This is a genomic window from Alloacidobacterium sp. (genome assembly GCF_035631355.1).
GTDB lineage: Bacteria > Acidobacteriota > Terriglobia > Terriglobales > Acidobacteriaceae > Alloacidobacterium.
The window spans coordinates 151,455-166,351 of record NZ_DASQIX010000061.1 but is presented as its reverse complement, the minus strand read 5'-3'; the positions used below and the strand labels follow the sequence as shown (position 1 = coordinate 166,351).

Here is a 14,897-nt window from a genome sequence, read left to right as displayed (position 1 = left end):
AGATGAAAAAGAAGAAAACAGGCATGTGGCTGGTTCCATGTGCGTGTGCTGCGGCATTGTTTTTTGTGGAACCTGCTATTGCTACCGCGCAGACTTCGCTTCCTGAAGCTCCACCCGCGAATTTTGCTGCGACGGCAACACCGCTGCCGGATGCTCAGGTTACGAAAAGCGCAAATAGCGCATCGGTTCCACAAGCAGGGCAACATCCGTCCTTGACGCGCGCCGAGGCTGAACAACTAGCAATCAAGAACAATCCGCGTATCAATGTTGGCAAATTGATTGCTTTGGCGCAGCACCAGGTAGTCCGCGAGACTAGAGCAGCCGAATTGCCGACTTTAATGGGCAGCATCACCGCTGTCAATGCCGAAGAAGGGAGCCGCATTTCTGCAGGATCGCTCACTGCATCACGCCTGATTCCACACGCTGGCGCAGGCGCAAACTTTACGCAGCTCATCACAGATTTTGGCAGGACGAGCAATCTGGTGGCTTCATCAAAGCTCCAGGAAAAGGCGCAGAATGCCAATGCGCGAGCGACGACTGAGGACATTGTTCTCGCCACCGATCAGGCCTTCTACAATGCTCTTGAAGCGCAGGCGCTGCTTAAAGTGGCTGAACAGAACGTGACGACACGGCAAGCCACCGAAACACAGGTGGGCGAGCTGACAAAGAACAAGCTCAAGTCCACGCTCGATTTGAGCTTTGCGGATGTGAACTTATCGCAGGCTAAATTGCTGTTGCTGGATGCACAGAACAACGCCGACTCAACCATGGCAGCGCTGGACGCGGTGCTAGGCCTGGACCATCAGGTGACCTATGAGCTGGTGGTCACTAATGCTACTTTGCAACCACCGCCGCCGGATGCCGATCAACTGATACAGCTCGGCTTGCAGCAGAGACCAGACTTGCAGGCGTTAAACTACCGCGCTCAATCGGCGCTCAAGTACAGTCACGCTGAACGCGATCAGATGCTTCCGTCCATCAGTGCGGCGGGCACGGCGGGAACGGTTCCCGTCCGCTCTGACCAATACTATGTTACGAACTGGTGGGGCGCGATTGGCGTGAACATGAACATCCCGATCTTCAACGGATTTCTCTATTCCGCACAGGCAAAGGAAGCGTCGATTCGCGCTGAGGCCGCGTCGGAACAGGGCCGGGATTTGCGCGATCAGATCGTCCGCGATATTCGCACTTCATGGCTTTCGGCAAATACCGCGTTCCAGCGCGTTGCAGTTACATCTGAGCTTCTAAAAGAAGCCAATCTGGCGCTCGATCTGGCGAAAACACGTTATCAGATGGGGCTCAGCTCCATTGTGGAACTAAGCCAGGCGCAATACCAGCAAACCGACGCTGCGATTGGCAATACAAATGCCCAGTATCAGTACCGGCTTGCTCTGGCCACGCTGAACTACCAGACAGGAACAACCCCGTGACCTGCTACCAGTCGGTAAGCGTACCATCCAGTTTCCGATTGATAGGTAGATAAGCTCGCTGGTACGGATATTTCGCGGCCAACTTTTCGTCAATGTCCACACCCAGCCCCGGCGCATCGCCGGGATACATGTAGCCCGCATAAAAGCGATATTCGTGAGGGAAAACCGCGTCCGTCTCGGCGGAGTGGGGCATGTGTTCCTGAATGCCGAAATTATGGACTGCGATGCCGAAGTGCAGCGCTGCGGCCATCGTTATTGGTGAAAGGTCGGTTGCGCCGTGGCATCCGGTGCGGACGTGATAGAGCGCGGCGAAATCGGCGATTTTTTTCAGAGGCGTAAAACCGCCTCCATGGACAATCGCCATGCGGATGTAGTCGATCCATTGGTGACGGATTAGATCGTGCGCGTCCCAGATGGTATTGAAGACCTCGCCAACCGCGATGGGTATGGTGGTGTGCTCACGGATAATCCGGAATGCCTCTTGAAGCTCGGCCGGGACAGGATCTTCCATCCAGAAAAGATGAAACGACTCCAGTTCTTTACCCAGGCGCGCAGCTTCGATGGGCGTCAGGCGATGATGGCAATCATGCAGCAGGTGGACGTCTTCGCCGCATGAGGCGCGGATTGTCTCGAACAGTTTAGGCGTGTGCCGCAGGTATAACTCGCTTGACCAGCAGCTTTCGGAAGGTAGTCCGCGCTCGGCTGGTTCGTAGGGCTGCGATCCTTTAGGCACGCCATAAGTGGATTCGAGGCCGGGGATTCCGCTTTGCGCACGTACAGCCAGATAGCCCATCTCGATGTGTTTCTGTACATCTTCCACTGCTTCTTCCGCTGTCGCGCCATGAGCATGAGCGTAGACAAGAACTCCGTCACGGCTTTTGCCGCCAAGCAGGTTATAAACCGGCGTTTGCAACGCCTTTCCCTTGATGTCCCATAGAGCAACATCGACTGCCGCAATGGCCGCCATGGTAACCGGGCCGCGCCGCCAGTAGGCGCCGCGATAGAGATACTGCCAAATGTCCTCAGTCTGAAACGGATCGCGGCCAATAAGGCATGGGATGACGTGATCAGTAAGATAGCTCGCAACCGCAAGCTCACGGCCATTCAGCGTCGCGTCACCCAGCCCGTAAATGCCTTCACCAGTTTCGATCCTGAGCGTGACAAAATTGCGTCCGGGCGAGCAGATATTGACCGACGCATTTGCGACCTTCATTGCAGATCTCCTGAATAAGTTCAATCACGAGTTTTCAATGATTGGAATGCCGCCTGGTTTTTTGGGACAAATATTTAGTACTTAGCAAGAACTATATCGTCTACGGGCCATGCACAGCATGACGCTGGAGCAGAAGCGCCGCGGCGCCGCGTAGTCGAGCCACATCGCCTTCGTGTGTCGGCATCAGACGAGGAGGTTTTCCCGCAAGGGATGTCGCGGCCAGTTCCGCCTCAATCATTGGGGCAAAGCGGCGCCAGGCTGACGTAACATCGCCAGCCACAAGCACCACCTCAGGCGACAAGGCGGCTGTAACCATGCGCAGTCCCTTACCGATGTACCTGGCCTGCGTCTTCAGGGCCTCAAGTGCGTGGGTATTGCCTTCCTCAGCAAGATTGAGCAACTCATGAAAAGTAATGCGCCTGCTTTTCGGCTCAAGCTCGCTGTAGTAACGCAGTCCCGCGTTGCACGAGGCGAACACCTCCCAGCATCCGTTGGTCTTGCATGCGCACTTCGGCCCGGATGGATCTAGCGGAATATGGCCGAACTCGCCGGCCATCCCGTGCTGGCCTGAGACGAGATGCCCATTCGTCATAATGCCTGCGCCAATGCCTTCCGATACGGTGATGAGAACGGCGTCGCGAACTCCATCCATTCTTCCGAACCACAGCTCAGACATCAGACAAGCCGTTGCCGCGTTCTCCATCTCGGCGGGCAGACCCATACCGCGCTCGATCATATGCTTGATATCGAAATCCGGCCAATGCAGGTTAGGTGCGAAAATCAGGCGCTGTGACTCGGTATCGACGCGACCTGGCACGCTGATGCCGATGCCTTCCACGGACTTCTTCGGAAAATTGTCGCGGATGCGCTTCATGCAATCGACTATGCCCTCGATGGACTTTGCCGGATTAGAGCCGATGGGCAACAGGGAGCGCGACAGCAGGTGACCATTCAAATCTACCATTGCTACTGTCGCCTGCCGTGGATGAATATCAACCGCGAGGACGACGAGATCGTCGTTGAGATGGAGAAGTGTCGGACGGCGCCCGCGCGGCAGATGCGCCATCGCCCCTTCCTTGATCCAGCGCTCCGCGATCAGCTGCTCTATAATCTGCGAAACTGTGCTCCGTTGCAGGCCTGAGAGTCGTGCAAGGTCGGCGCGCGAGATGGGCTGTTTAGCCCGGATCAGTTGCAGCACAATGTCGCGGTTGATGCTGCGCGCGGTCTCGCTCGACGCCAACTCAACACTGCTAAGATCAACGCGTCTCATGCCCTTTGCTTGCCGTAGTCTTGCCAAATGAGAATCTCCTGAAAGTCAAACCAATAGCCGCGCCGGAGTTTAATGTACACCCGGGAGGCACTGCCTGTTTCCGGCAGCCATTACTGATTCACTCCACTCGCCAGATATCCTCCATCGACAACAATAATCTGCCCGGTCATGTAGGAAGCTGCTTCAGAGGCAAGAAAAACAGCTGTCCCGACCAACTCGTCCGCATGGCCGAAGCGCTCCATCGGAATCCGAGTGTGCATTTCGCGTCCACGCTCCGTCTTATCCAGCAGCCCTTCATTTAGCGAAGTGGGGAAGATGCCGGGAGCAATTGCGTTGACGCATACGCCGTCGCGAGCGAGCTCTATGGCCAGCGATCGTGTCAGCGAGCCGACTGCGGCCTTGCTGGCGCCGTATGCCGCAACTTCATGAAAAGCCACAAAGGTGGCCAGGGAAGCGATGTTAATGATTCTGCCGTAGCGCTGCGCGACCATTGTCTTTCCGAATATCTGGCAGGAACGAAACGTACCGGTGAGGTTGGTTTCGAGGATGCTGCTCCATTCCTCTTCCGTGCATTCAAGCGTCGGAGTGCGCCGGGTGATTCCGGCTGAATTGACGAGGATATCAACGCGGCCAAATGCCTCAATCGCCTTTGCGTGTAATGCCTCGATAGAAGCCCGGTCGAGCACGTCTGCGGTTAACACGAAGGTCTTCCGCCCGAGAGCCTCGATCGCTCCTGCAGTCTGCTCCACTTCTGATATGCGCCGGGAAGCTGCGATTACATTCGCTCCGGCCTTGGCGAGCCCCAGTGCTATAGCGCGACCGATGCCTGATGTTCCCCCCAGCACCACCGCTAGTTTTCCGCACAAGCAGAAAAGGTGATTGTTCATGTTCCCCAGCTCAAGATTGCAGCTTGTTTATATTTAGTTTGTTTGTGTTGCAAAAAAGTGTAATGCGCTTTCACTCAAAAAGAAACGTAATTTATCGGGAAATTATTGTATTAGGCAATACAAATCTGTCAAACAATCATGTAACGGATTATTGACAACTCCGTACATAGATAAATATAGTTTGCAACACATACGAAATAGTTGTAAAGGCATATTATGCGTTCGGGACGAGAGAAGGATAGTTTCGTTCGCGGAATCACCATGCCCCTTGCTTACCGCCAAACCACCAGACCAGTCCAATGGTTGCCGTTGTTTGATCGTTGGTGAGATGGCCCAGCGTATCAGTTAGAAAATACGGCTGGTTGGAGAAGTCGTGACGCAGTTCCTCGCGCACAAGAAAGCCAGTGGCGACGGCCTGATCGAAGGTGAACGTGAATTCTTTGAGAGCCTGCACTTTTCCGCTGAAGAGCGCGCCGCGGTCAGACAGGTATTCCATGCGCCCTCCAAGCGCGATCAGAGGATTGAACTGATAGCGGGCATAAAACGCGCCGCCATCCGTATGCTGCGGGGCTGAGTATGTCTGATCGCGCGAGATCACATAATCGCCTTCAATTGCGAGCGTTAATTTAGGCGTTGCTGTCCATGTTGCATAACTGTCAAAGATATGCAGTTTGCCTTTGGGGGAATTGGAAATCGGCTCAAAGGGCACGCCCTGTTGTTCGGGTAGCCCCGGCGGACCGTTGGTGACGTATTCAAAATCCGGATGCTCCTGACCCAGGTAATAGTTGAAGGTCCAGTCGAGGGATTTAATGGGTTTGGCCTCAAAGCCGAACATTTCATCTTTGAAATTATTGAACGGTTCGGTCTGCTGCGTGCCGTTCACCATCCAGTAACGGCCGGAAATTCGCGGCGTGAGGGCATAGGTCGCGCGCAGGCCCATGTGATAGAAAGGCAGGTAGTTAAACCAATAGGAGCGAGAATAATTGATCTGGTCCTTGGTGTAGTTACCCTCAATCCCTAACGCGCTGCCCCATTTCCCGAAATCGACAGTCAGGCCGCTGCCAATGGGGACCACATACGTTCCATAAGCCTGAAAGATATTGCGGTAAATCTCAGGCCGCGGTTCATTGGCAGGATTGCCCTGCAGCGTCTCCGTTGCCTGGCCAAACTGAAGATCGAGCCGCGCGCCAAATAGCTTGCCGTTCGCCGGGTCGGGAGCATGCTCCAGGACAATATCTGCCTGATTAATGCTGAAAGCATTGCTGCTGACATCGTAGGCACGTAACAGATTTACGCGGCCAATGGGGTCGTTGAAGTTGTATCCGTAGTAGCCATCGAAGACAAAATTGATCGTAGTCCCGTTCAGCGATTCGGGCGTGACGCGATCCGCGTTCGTCAGAACCTGCGCTGGGGGCGTAGGTTCCGGAGGCTTTGCACTAAGCATCGCGCTTGCGCTGCTCAAAACCGACGCATTTTCGTCAGGAGCTGTTCCTGCCTTAGGATCGGCCATCTCTTCTTTTTCAAGTTTCGTGAGCCGCGCGTTAATCGAAGCAAGTTCTCTTCGCAATTCGCGGATCTCCTCTGCGCGAGAAGACTCAGAGTTAAAGACAATCTGCGCGGACAGCCTGCATGTGGAAGCAAGAATCGATGAGACAATCACGAGAAGGAGGAAAAGTCGCGGTAGAAGATTCATGACATTCTCTTTCAATGGCTGATTGCACCATCAGGATGACAAGAAAGCCGTGAAAAAGTCATAAGAATGGCAAAATGTTGCGGGCGATTGTTTCCGTGTGCCGTCGCTCTACTTAGCGGCTCCCTGTTATACTTATCAATTGCGGGAGTTGCTCTAAACCATTCCTGTTTTCAAGCATTTCGCCGCAACACGAAAACATACAAGCTTCCGAGGTTTCCCATGTCAGGCCATTCAAAATGGGCGACAATTAAGCACAAAAAAGGGGCTCTTGACGCGAAACGCGGCAAGGTCTTCACGCGTTTGATCAAAGAAATCACCATTGCCGCCAAAGCGGGCGGCGACCCTGACGGAAACCCGCGCCTCCGCACGGCCATTGCCGCTGCCAAGGCTGAAAACATGCCAGCGGACAACATCAAGCGCGCCATCCAGCGCGGCACGGGTGAGCTTCCCGGCGCGATTTATGAAGAGATCACCTTCGAAGGCTATGGTCCCGGTGGCGTGGCCATTATTGTCGAGACGACAACCGACAACCGCAACCGTACGGTAAGTGAAATCCGTCACGCTTTCTCAAAGAACGGCGGGAACTTGGGCGAGTCCGGATCGGTACGCTTCATGTTCAACAAGAAGGGCATTATCGCTGTTCCAAAGACAGCAGCCGACGAAGAGAAGCTGATGAACATCGTGCTCGAAGCCGGTGGAGAAGACCTGAATGATGAGGGCGACACATGGGAGATCACTACTGACCCCGCTTCATTTGAGGCTGTAGCGCAGGCCGTCCGCGACGCCGGTATTGAGACGGTGATGTCGGAAGTTACGATGATTGCGACGACTTACACCAAGCTCGAAGGTTCGGCTGCGGCGCAGATGATTCGCCTCCTCGAAGCGCTAGAAGACCATGACGATACTCAGAACGTCTATTCAAATTTCGACATGGACGCAAAGCAACTGGAAGAAGTAGCAGGCTAGTGGTTAGTAAAATCGACCATCCAGGGGCCGCCGACTGGCGGCCTTTCTTTCAGACGGAAGAAATCGAAAGACGATTATCAAAATCAGGGCATACGAAAAGACCAATCACATACTATGCTGAAAAAATTCGTTCCTTCTCTCTTTGTTCTGGCCTTCACTCTGGTTTCATTTTCGACCAACGCACAAACATCTTCAGCAATCAATGACAATCCGGCGTCCACTGTGTTTGCAACACGACCGTGGGAGTTCGGTCCGTTCCTGCAGGGCGGCGTGGGCGTTGGCGACCGCTCGGACTTCAGCTTCCTCAGCGCAGGCGCGCGCTTGGGTAAGGTCATAACCAACCAGCATCTGCCGGGCCTGTTGCGCGGGCAATTTGAATACGCAGGCGAGCTGATGCCTTATTGGCAGTCATTTACGCCGGCCCCGCATTTGCAGGAGACCAAATATGAATTTGATGGCCAGACCGGGTCTGTGCTGTTGCCTTACAATGGCGGAACTTTTACCGGCGTCAGTATTACGCCAATCATTCTTCGCTGGAACTTGAAACCGGGCCGGAAAATTGCTCCATGGATTCAGGGAGCGGGGGGCTTGGTCTGGACGAACCATAAATATCCGCCGGACATTATTGTGCCACACGGCGAGCCGGGTGGAACCAGCATCTGGAATTTCACGCCGCAGTTCGGCATTGGGCTTCACTATTTTGTGAAGCCGCGCCAGTCATTGACGTTTGCCGCAAATGCGATTCATATATCAAGCGCGTCATTGGGTGACCGCAATCCGGGCGTAAATGCAAGCGTGCAGTTCCAGATTGGCTATACATGGTGGAAGTGACTGGCCTGAGATGAGCGATGCCTTGATCGAATGCGTGCCGAACTTCTCAGAGGGTGCTGACCCGCGCAAGGTCGCCTCCATTGTTTCGGCCATGCAGGTTGATGGCGTATCGCTGCTCGACTGGTCGCTCGACGCCGACCATAATCGCTCGGTTGTCACCATCGCCGGTCCTCCCGCCGCAGTTGTCGAAGCCGCAGTCCGTGCCGCTGGTCGCGCAGCGGAACTCATCGACCTTACTGCGCAGCATGGCGTGCACCCGCGCATTGGCGCAGCGGACGTGATTCCCTTTGTTCCCATTCGCGGCATCTCGCTTGAACAGTGCGCTCTCCTGGCGCGGCAGGCGGGCATGGAAATCTGGAAGCGCCATCATGTTCCGGTCTATTTCTATGAAGCTGCCGCATCGCGTCCCGATCGCGCCTTGCTCGAAAATGTTCGGCAGGGCCAGTTTGAGGGCCTGCGTGAGGCAGTGCGCAAAGACGTTTCCCGCCGCCCCGATGTAGGCGGTCCTGACCTGCACCCGACTGCGGGAGCGTCCGCCATCGGCGCGCGCCGCTTCCTGATTGCTTACAATATCTATCTCGACACTGAAAACGTCGCTACAGCGCGTGCCATTGCGAAGGAGATTCGCGCTTCCGGCGGCGGGCTTTCCGGCGTAAAGGCGATGGGTGTACTTGCCCACGGAATGGCGCAGATATCCATGAATATCACTGACTTCCGTCAGACCTCGGTAGCCGATGCCTATGCTGCCGTGAAGCACAAGGCAGCGCGTCACCGCGTCCGACCCATGCGCGGGGAGCTTATCGGCCTGCTCCCGGAAGCGGCTTTTGAGCAGGACAGCGAGTGGGTGCGTCAGTTACATGGGTTTAATCCGGATGAGAAGCTGCTGGAGCGCATGCTGGAGCACCCAATTGCCTGGCCGGTACCGGAAGCCGCCCGCGCCAGTCTAAAATAAGAAGTTGAGCATTTCCTCGCTCATGGACACAAAGGGTAAGCTTATGGCCCCTCGGAGGTAATGAATTTGAAGTTTGGCAAGTATCTCTCGCTCGCGGCAACCATGTCGCTGGGCATTTTTGTATCATTGACCGCAAGTGCGGCGCAGCTTAGCGGCGACGCCCGCGCGGCGATTCCTAAGGACGTGCAGCAGCTCATCGTCGTCGATTACCGAGCGATGCAGAACTCTGAAGCCGCCATGAACCTGAAAGCGCGCGTGCTTCCACCAGAGCTGAAGCAACTGGAAACGGCGCTCAAATCGTCCGGCCTCAATGACAATCACGATGTGGATGATTTGGCCTTCGCCGCCTTCCGGACCCCGAACGGTGGAGACAGTACCAAGATTGTCGGGATTGCGCAGGGACAGTTCTCACTGCCGGACATTTTGGCGAACTTCAAGAAGCAGAAAGTGAAGGCGACTAAACTTCGCAACAATCTCATTTACCCCATGGGCGCGAGCGGCATGCTGGTGAGCTTTCTCAACCCCACCACGATGGTTTTTGGCTCTAGCGACTCGATCAAGTATGCTCTTGATGCCCGTGATGGTCTTGCGCAAAGCTTGCTCAACAACGACGCCATGATGCAGCAGATGTCTATTGTTGATACTGAGCCGATCTGGAGCATTCTTGACCAGAAAGGAACACAGATGATGATGCGCGGCGTGCTTGGCGAGGCGGCGCAGTTGGCGGACTACGACACGGTTAAAAAGCGTTTAACGGCATCGCGTTACACTATGAACTTCAACAATGGGGTGAAGTTTAACCTTGATGTTGTGACGCCCGATACCTTCACTGCAGCAACGATGTCGTCACTGCTAAACGCAGCTGCCATGTACAAGAAAGTCAGCGGAACGGTGGCAGAAAAGGCGGCCATCGACAACACGTCCATTGATTCCAACTCAGGCACATTGCAGGTGCGTTACTCGTCCTCGGACAGCCAGTTTTCCAGCCTCCTGCAGTCGCCGCTTTTCCAGTCGGTAGTTCACTGATAACACAAGGTATGCAATAAAGCCCTGATTTCGGTCAGGGCTTTCTTTTATCCTTCTACTCTTCGTGCAGGGCACGAACTGGATCAACCCGCAGGGCGCGCCGCGCTGGAAGCAGCGCTGCTCCGATCGCAATGGCGATGAGGACGATGATGCCTCCGGCGTAACTGAAGGGATCGAGATTACTGACACCGAAGAGAACTTTCCGCAGGACCTGCGAAACAGCTGCTGTTGCGGCGCCGCCTAAAATCGCGCCGACAGCAACAGGAAGCATAAATTGCCTGAGAACAACGGAGAGCACATGCCCGGGTTTGGCCCCGAGGGCAATGCGAATAGCGAGCTCTTTTGTGCGCTGCGAGATAGCGTAAGCGACAAGGCCGACGATGCCGACTCCCGAAAGCAGCGCGGCGATAATGCCAAGTAGGCTGACGCCAATGGCGCAGTTTTCAAGAATACGCGTGAAGTCGCGGAACCCGGATTTGAGTGTCCAGATGTAAGGAAAGAGCTTCGGGTCGAGCGATTCGACAATGGCTTTGGATTGTGTGGCGAGACTGTCCAGTGGGCCAGAGGCTTTGACGAGCACCGTCATGGTGGGCAGGTTCTCGGACTGCGCCGCCCAGTAGATCTCGGTTGCGTCGTTGTCGTTGAGTGATTTAATACGGGCGTCGCCTGCGATGCCGATGACCAGATCTTTCGCATCACCGAACTTCTGGCCGAGCGCGTCTTTGCTCGGCCATTGACGTTTGGCGAGTGATTCACTGACGATTACAACGTGTTTTTCTCCGGTCTGGAAGTTGCGGCCGCGTAGAAGAGGAATCTCCATCGTCCTGAAAAATACAGGATCAACCCAATTGGGATAGACGTTGACCGGATGACCGTCCATATCGATGGTCATGTAAGCGGTGAAACCATTTCCCAGAAGCGGGATACGCGATTCTGCAACGGATGTGACACCGGGCAATGCGCGTAAGCGATCTTCAAGCTGCGTGAGATAAGCGCGCGCCTGCACAGGCGTGTAGCCGTGGCTTTGAAGATCAGGATTGATGCTGAGTACGCCTTCATATCCGAAGCCGGGATCGCTGTAGAGGACGTGGTGGACGGCGCGCACCAGCAAGGTAGAGACGATGAGCAGGATGCAGCTTGCGGCGATTTGCGCACCGATGAGGACCTGGCGCACGGCGGTTTTGCGCTGGCGCTGGCGCGCGATTTGCAGCGCAGGCAAAAAGCCGAAGACAATGGCTGATGTAAGCGTCATGACCAGGGCGAAGAGCACCACGCGCCAATCAGGCGCAAAGCTGATCCAGGGTGGTACGTTGCCGAAGTATGCGGATGCGATGCGCAGCGCCGCATAGGAAAGCGCAAGGCCGCCGGCAGCGCCGATGGCGGCGAGGAGCAGGCTTTCAGTAAAAAGCTGGCGAAAGATGCGGAACCTGCCCGCCCCAATCGCAATCCGGATGCTGATCTCATGCTCGCGCGCGACTCCTCGTGCCGTCATAAGGCTGCCGAGGTTGGCGCAGGCTACTATGAAGATCAGCAGCAGCAGCGCGGCAATCATGGTAAAGACGCGATACATTTCGGGCTGCAGCATGAGCAGATGTCCGCCGGGACGGCTGCGGATGTACTGCTTGTCCCAGATCATTTTGGGATAGATCTTGCGCAGCTCATTCGTGAGCGTGAGCAACTCGGCCTCGGCTGCTTTTGCTGAGACTCCGGTCGCCAATCTTCCCCACATGCGAACCGCGCCGCCATCAGAGGTGTCGGTGAGCGCTTTGCTGCCCTCGACGAAATAGGGCTGCTTGCTCATGGGCAGGCAGACGTCGGCGTCAGCGCCTTCGACGCTTGGCGTTGCGCTGCTGACGACGCCTATAACGGTCACCGGCTTTTTGTTTAAGTGGATGATCCTGCCTACGATTCCGGGATCGGCGTTGAAGCGGCGCTGCCAGAAGAGATAGTTGAGGACGACGACTGGGGGTGCGTCAGGCGAAGCATCTCTCGTGGAATCGAAAAGGCGGCCAACTGCGGGTTGAGCGCCGAGTTCGGAGTAGTAGTTGGCCGTGAGGTAATCGACTGAGACGGGCTGTAGGTCCTGGTCGAGTTCCATGCCCGGCGCCCCCATGGTCGCAAACATGGCCGAGAGGCTCTTTGTGTGGTCGCGATAGAAGGCGAATTGAAGATAGGGCGTCTCAGAGGTGTGGATCTCAGGAGCGTCTCTGTCGAGACGGACGATGGATGACGGATCACGTACGGGAAGCAGTTTGAGCGCGACGACGTTGAGCAGCGTAAATCCAGAGACGCAGACGCCGATGCCGAGACTGAGGACGAACAGCGCGGTAATAGTGAATCCAGGCGAGTGCCACAGGATGCGCGCCGCATACCGCAGGTCCTGCAACAGGCGGTCGATCCAGGTCCATCCCCAGGCTTCGCGCGACTGTTCACGTAGCCGCAATGTATTGCCGAAGTTGCGGCGGCCCTGGCGCGCGGCCATCTCCCGGTGGAACTCCATTTCGTTTTCAAGCTCGCGGTCGAAGCGGCGGTGAAACAGCAGATAGCGAAGACGGCGGAGAAATTCACCCATGATGGAGCTCCATTTCAGGCAGTGCGCAATATGGCTTGGATTGCCTCAGTGACGCGGTCGTAGTTCGATATTTCAGCCTGTAGTTGCTTGCGTCCTGCTGCGGTCAGGCGGTAGAAGCGAACTTTGCGGCTTGTTTCGGAAATGCCCCATTCGGCCGTGACCCACCCCTTTAACAGCATTTTTTGTAAGGCGGGATAGAGCGACCCCTCTTCCACTGCCAGCACTTCGCTTGAAAGAAGATGGATGCGCTGGGCAATGGCATATCCGTGGAGCGATCCGGACTGCAGCACTCGCAGAATGAGCAGCGTGAGAGCGCCGGGAGGCATATCAGGTTTAGGCATAAAAGGCATAGGCATAGATTGACTATGCCTTTCTCTATTGTCAAGAAGAAATCCGAAAACTCGTATTGCCATAAAATGGCAGCATGACGAAACAAACCTGGAACGCCACCCAGTACGCGCTTAATGGGCGTTTTGTTGCCGACTTGGCGGGCGGAGTGATCGACCTGCTTGACGCCCGTCCCGGCGAGCACATCCTTGACCTTGGCTGCGGCGATGGCGCATTGACGGCGAAGATTGCGGCCTCGGGAGCGCAGGTGAAAGGAGTAGACAGTTCAGAAAGTATGGTCGCGGCAGCGCGAGCCGTGGGAATAGACGCGCAGGTGATGGATGCCGACGCGCTCGATTTCGACCATGAGTTCGACGCCGTTTTCTCGAACGCGGCGCTGCACTGGATGCGCAATCAGGACACTGTCCTCGCTGGAGTACATCGCGCGCTCAAGCCGGGCGGACGTTTCGTGGCTGAAATGGGAGGCCATGGCAACATCGCCGCCATCCAAGTTGCACTGCTTGCGGTCTTCTCGAAAAATGGAATCGACCCTGCCCGTATTGAGCAAAATTACTTTCCAACTCCCGCAAGCTACGAATCCCGCCTGCGCCATCACGGTTTCGACATACATTACATTGAATTGCTGCCACGTCCCACGCCGCTTCCGGAAAGCGGCATGAGCGGCTGGCTCCAAACCTTTCGCAGCGGGATCTTTCAGCAATTGCCTGAAGCAGAAAGGGAATCGGCTTTGAAAGAAACCGTTGAGCTTCTAAAGCCTTTCTTGTGTGACGATCTGGGGAAGTGGACTGCGGATTATGTGCGTCTGCGCTTCCTTGCGGTTGCGCTCTAACTGTTCGATTCCCAGGCCAAGTGTCTTGAGTTACCCATATCAAGCCCTGGAAATTAACATAACGTTTGCATTCTCTTTGCCGTCTTACGATAGCCTGTAATCGAAAATTAGCGTCTGGTTCACAATGGCCGGGCGCCTGCGAGGGGAAAAAACCGGCTTGAGCCAGACTGTATTTGTGCTTGAAGACGACACTGATATTTCGCGGTTGGTGCAGCACCATCTGGAAGCGGCAGGTTTTGCCGCGCGTCTCTATGCGAATCCGGCCAACGTATTGACCGATGCCGAACGCCAGCCGCCGGCACTCTTCCTTCTTGACATCATGGTTCCCGGCGGGGACGGCCTCGATGTCTGCCGCCGTCTACGCAACCATCCAGCACTGAGCCCGGTGCCCATCATCTTTCTTACGGCGCGCGCGGGAGAAAACGACCGCGTGCTCGGCCTTGAGCTCGGCGCGGACGACTATATCACCAAGCCCTTCGCTCCTCGCGAACTGCTCGCGCGTGTAAAAGCAGTTCTGCGGCGCTTCGAGCGTCCCGCCACGCCTTCCGTTATCAGCTTTGAAGACGTGCTCATCGACGCCAGCGCCATGCAGCTCAAGGTGCGCGGTGAACTCACGACTACCACCGCCACTGAATTTCGTCTGCTTGACTACCTTGCACGTCATCCGGGCCGCGTCTTCAGCCGCGACCACCTGCTCGATGCCGTCTGGGGTGACGCTCGCTTTGTGACGCCTCGTTCCGTAGACGTTTATGTGCGGCGCATCCGTGAGAAAATCGAGACAGACCCGGAAAATCCGCGCTTTTTGAAGACAGTTCGCGGCGCTGGATACCGGTTTGAAGTTCCGCGGCCCGTGCAGTAGTCCCGCCGCAACATAGGACCT

The 14,897-nt window shown here is 55.8% G+C and carries 13 protein-coding genes; 7 read left to right on the top strand and 6 right to left on the bottom strand.

The genetic code is table 11. The annotated features are described in order from the left end of the window. Positions 1–2 precede the first annotated feature (2 nt). Positions 3–1,430 (top strand): TolC family protein, encoded by a 1,428-nt coding sequence (locus tag VEV40_RS10990; RefSeq protein ID WP_324832304.1) that lies wholly within the window; start codon positions 3–5, stop codon positions 1,428–1,430. A 4-nt stretch (positions 1,431–1,434) separates the two neighbouring features. Here the strand turns inward: VEV40_RS10990 and manD are convergent, their stop codons facing one another. From manD to VEV40_RS10970, 4 genes are all read right to left on the bottom strand, one after another. Then, positions 1,435–2,643, bottom strand: a complete 1,209-nt coding sequence (manD, locus tag VEV40_RS10985) for a D-mannonate dehydratase ManD (RefSeq protein ID WP_324832302.1) — start codon at positions 2,641–2,643, stop codon at positions 1,435–1,437. A 100-nt stretch (positions 2,644–2,743) separates the two neighbouring features. Continuing rightward, positions 2,744–3,913, bottom strand: a complete 1,170-nt coding sequence (locus VEV40_RS10980; protein ID WP_324832300.1) for an ROK family protein — start codon at positions 3,911–3,913, stop codon at positions 2,744–2,746. A 110-nt stretch (positions 3,914–4,023) separates the two neighbouring features. Continuing rightward, the gene (locus VEV40_RS10975; RefSeq protein ID WP_324832299.1) at positions 4,024–4,800 is read right to left on the bottom strand and encodes a 3-oxoacyl-ACP reductase family protein; all 777 of its coding nucleotides are present in this window, start codon (positions 4,798–4,800) and stop codon (positions 4,024–4,026) included. A 256-nt stretch (positions 4,801–5,056) separates the two neighbouring features. Continuing rightward, positions 5,057–6,493: an outer membrane beta-barrel protein gene (locus VEV40_RS10970; RefSeq protein WP_324832297.1), complete on the bottom strand. Its 1,437-nt coding sequence runs from the start codon at positions 6,491–6,493 to the stop codon at positions 5,057–5,059. 219 nt (positions 6,494–6,712) lie between these two features. Between VEV40_RS10970 and VEV40_RS10965 the strand changes: the two genes are divergently transcribed. The 4 genes from VEV40_RS10965 (at position 6,713) to VEV40_RS10950 (ending at position 10,268) form a co-directional block, all read left to right on the top strand. Continuing rightward, a complete protein-coding gene (locus VEV40_RS10965; RefSeq protein WP_324832295.1) occupies positions 6,713–7,459 on the top strand; it encodes a YebC/PmpR family DNA-binding transcriptional regulator in 747 nt (248 codons plus the stop codon). A 114-nt stretch (positions 7,460–7,573) separates the two neighbouring features. Further along, positions 7,574–8,290 carry an acyloxyacyl hydrolase gene (locus tag VEV40_RS10960; RefSeq protein ID WP_324832293.1) on the top strand — a complete coding sequence of 239 codons (717 nt, stop codon included), beginning with the start codon at positions 7,574–7,576 and terminating at the stop codon, positions 8,288–8,290. A gap of 10 nt (positions 8,291–8,300) precedes the next feature. Continuing rightward, positions 8,301–9,242, top strand: a complete 942-nt coding sequence (gene ftcD / locus VEV40_RS10955) for a glutamate formimidoyltransferase (protein WP_324832292.1) — start codon at positions 8,301–8,303, stop codon at positions 9,240–9,242. A gap of 60 nt (positions 9,243–9,302) precedes the next feature. Next, positions 9,303–10,268 carry a hypothetical protein gene (locus tag VEV40_RS10950; protein ID WP_324832290.1) on the top strand — a complete coding sequence of 322 codons (966 nt, stop codon included), beginning with the start codon at positions 9,303–9,305 and terminating at the stop codon, positions 10,266–10,268. Between the two features lie 55 nt (positions 10,269–10,323). Here the strand turns inward: VEV40_RS10950 and VEV40_RS10945 are convergent, their stop codons facing one another. Then, positions 10,324–12,840, bottom strand: a complete 2,517-nt coding sequence (locus tag VEV40_RS10945) for an ABC transporter permease (protein WP_324832289.1) — start codon at positions 12,838–12,840, stop codon at positions 10,324–10,326. Positions 12,841–12,854: 14 nt separating this feature from the next. Beyond that, a complete protein-coding gene (locus VEV40_RS10940; RefSeq protein ID WP_324832288.1) occupies positions 12,855–13,181 on the bottom strand; it encodes a PadR family transcriptional regulator in 327 nt (108 codons plus the stop codon). Between the two features lie 83 nt (positions 13,182–13,264). On the opposite strand from VEV40_RS10940, the gene VEV40_RS10935 reads away from it, so the two are divergent. Both VEV40_RS10935 and VEV40_RS10930 read left to right on the top strand, forming a co-directional pair. Further along, on the top strand, positions 13,265–14,017 hold the full coding sequence (locus VEV40_RS10935; protein ID WP_324832286.1) for a methyltransferase domain-containing protein: 753 nt from the start codon (positions 13,265–13,267) through the stop codon (positions 14,015–14,017). 157 nt (positions 14,018–14,174) lie between these two features. After that, on the top strand, positions 14,175–14,876 hold the full coding sequence (locus tag VEV40_RS10930) for a response regulator transcription factor (protein WP_324832284.1): 702 nt from the start codon (positions 14,175–14,177) through the stop codon (positions 14,874–14,876). The last annotated feature ends 21 nt before the right edge of the window (positions 14,877–14,897 follow it).

Excerpts from the sequence above, each read along its gene's own strand:
- VEV40_RS10990 (WP_324832304.1), top strand. The coding sequence starts at position 3 with ATGAAAAAGAAGAAAACAGGCATGTGGCTGGTTCCATGTGCGTGTGCT.
- manD (WP_324832302.1), bottom strand. The coding sequence starts at position 2,643 with ATGAAGGTCGCAAATGCGTCGGTCAATATCTGCTCGCCCGGACGCAAT.
- VEV40_RS10980 (WP_324832300.1), bottom strand. The coding sequence starts at position 3,913 with ATGAGACGCGTTGATCTTAGCAGTGTTGAGTTGGCGTCGAGCGAGACC.
- VEV40_RS10975 (WP_324832299.1), bottom strand. The coding sequence starts at position 4,800 with ATGAACAATCACCTTTTCTGCTTGTGCGGAAAACTAGCGGTGGTGCTG.
- VEV40_RS10970 (WP_324832297.1), bottom strand. The coding sequence starts at position 6,493 with ATGAATCTTCTACCGCGACTTTTCCTCCTTCTCGTGATTGTCTCATCG.
- VEV40_RS10965 (WP_324832295.1), top strand. The coding sequence starts at position 6,713 with ATGTCAGGCCATTCAAAATGGGCGACAATTAAGCACAAAAAAGGGGCT.
- VEV40_RS10960 (WP_324832293.1), top strand. The coding sequence starts at position 7,574 with ATGCTGAAAAAATTCGTTCCTTCTCTCTTTGTTCTGGCCTTCACTCTG.
- ftcD (WP_324832292.1), top strand. The coding sequence starts at position 8,301 with ATGAGCGATGCCTTGATCGAATGCGTGCCGAACTTCTCAGAGGGTGCT.
- VEV40_RS10950 (WP_324832290.1), top strand. The coding sequence starts at position 9,303 with ATGAATTTGAAGTTTGGCAAGTATCTCTCGCTCGCGGCAACCATGTCG.
- VEV40_RS10945 (WP_324832289.1), bottom strand. The coding sequence starts at position 12,840 with ATGGGTGAATTTCTCCGCCGTCTTCGCTATCTGCTGTTTCACCGCCGC.
- VEV40_RS10940 (WP_324832288.1), bottom strand. The coding sequence starts at position 13,181 with ATGCCTAAACCTGATATGCCTCCCGGCGCTCTCACGCTGCTCATTCTG.
- VEV40_RS10935 (WP_324832286.1), top strand. The coding sequence starts at position 13,265 with ATGACGAAACAAACCTGGAACGCCACCCAGTACGCGCTTAATGGGCGT.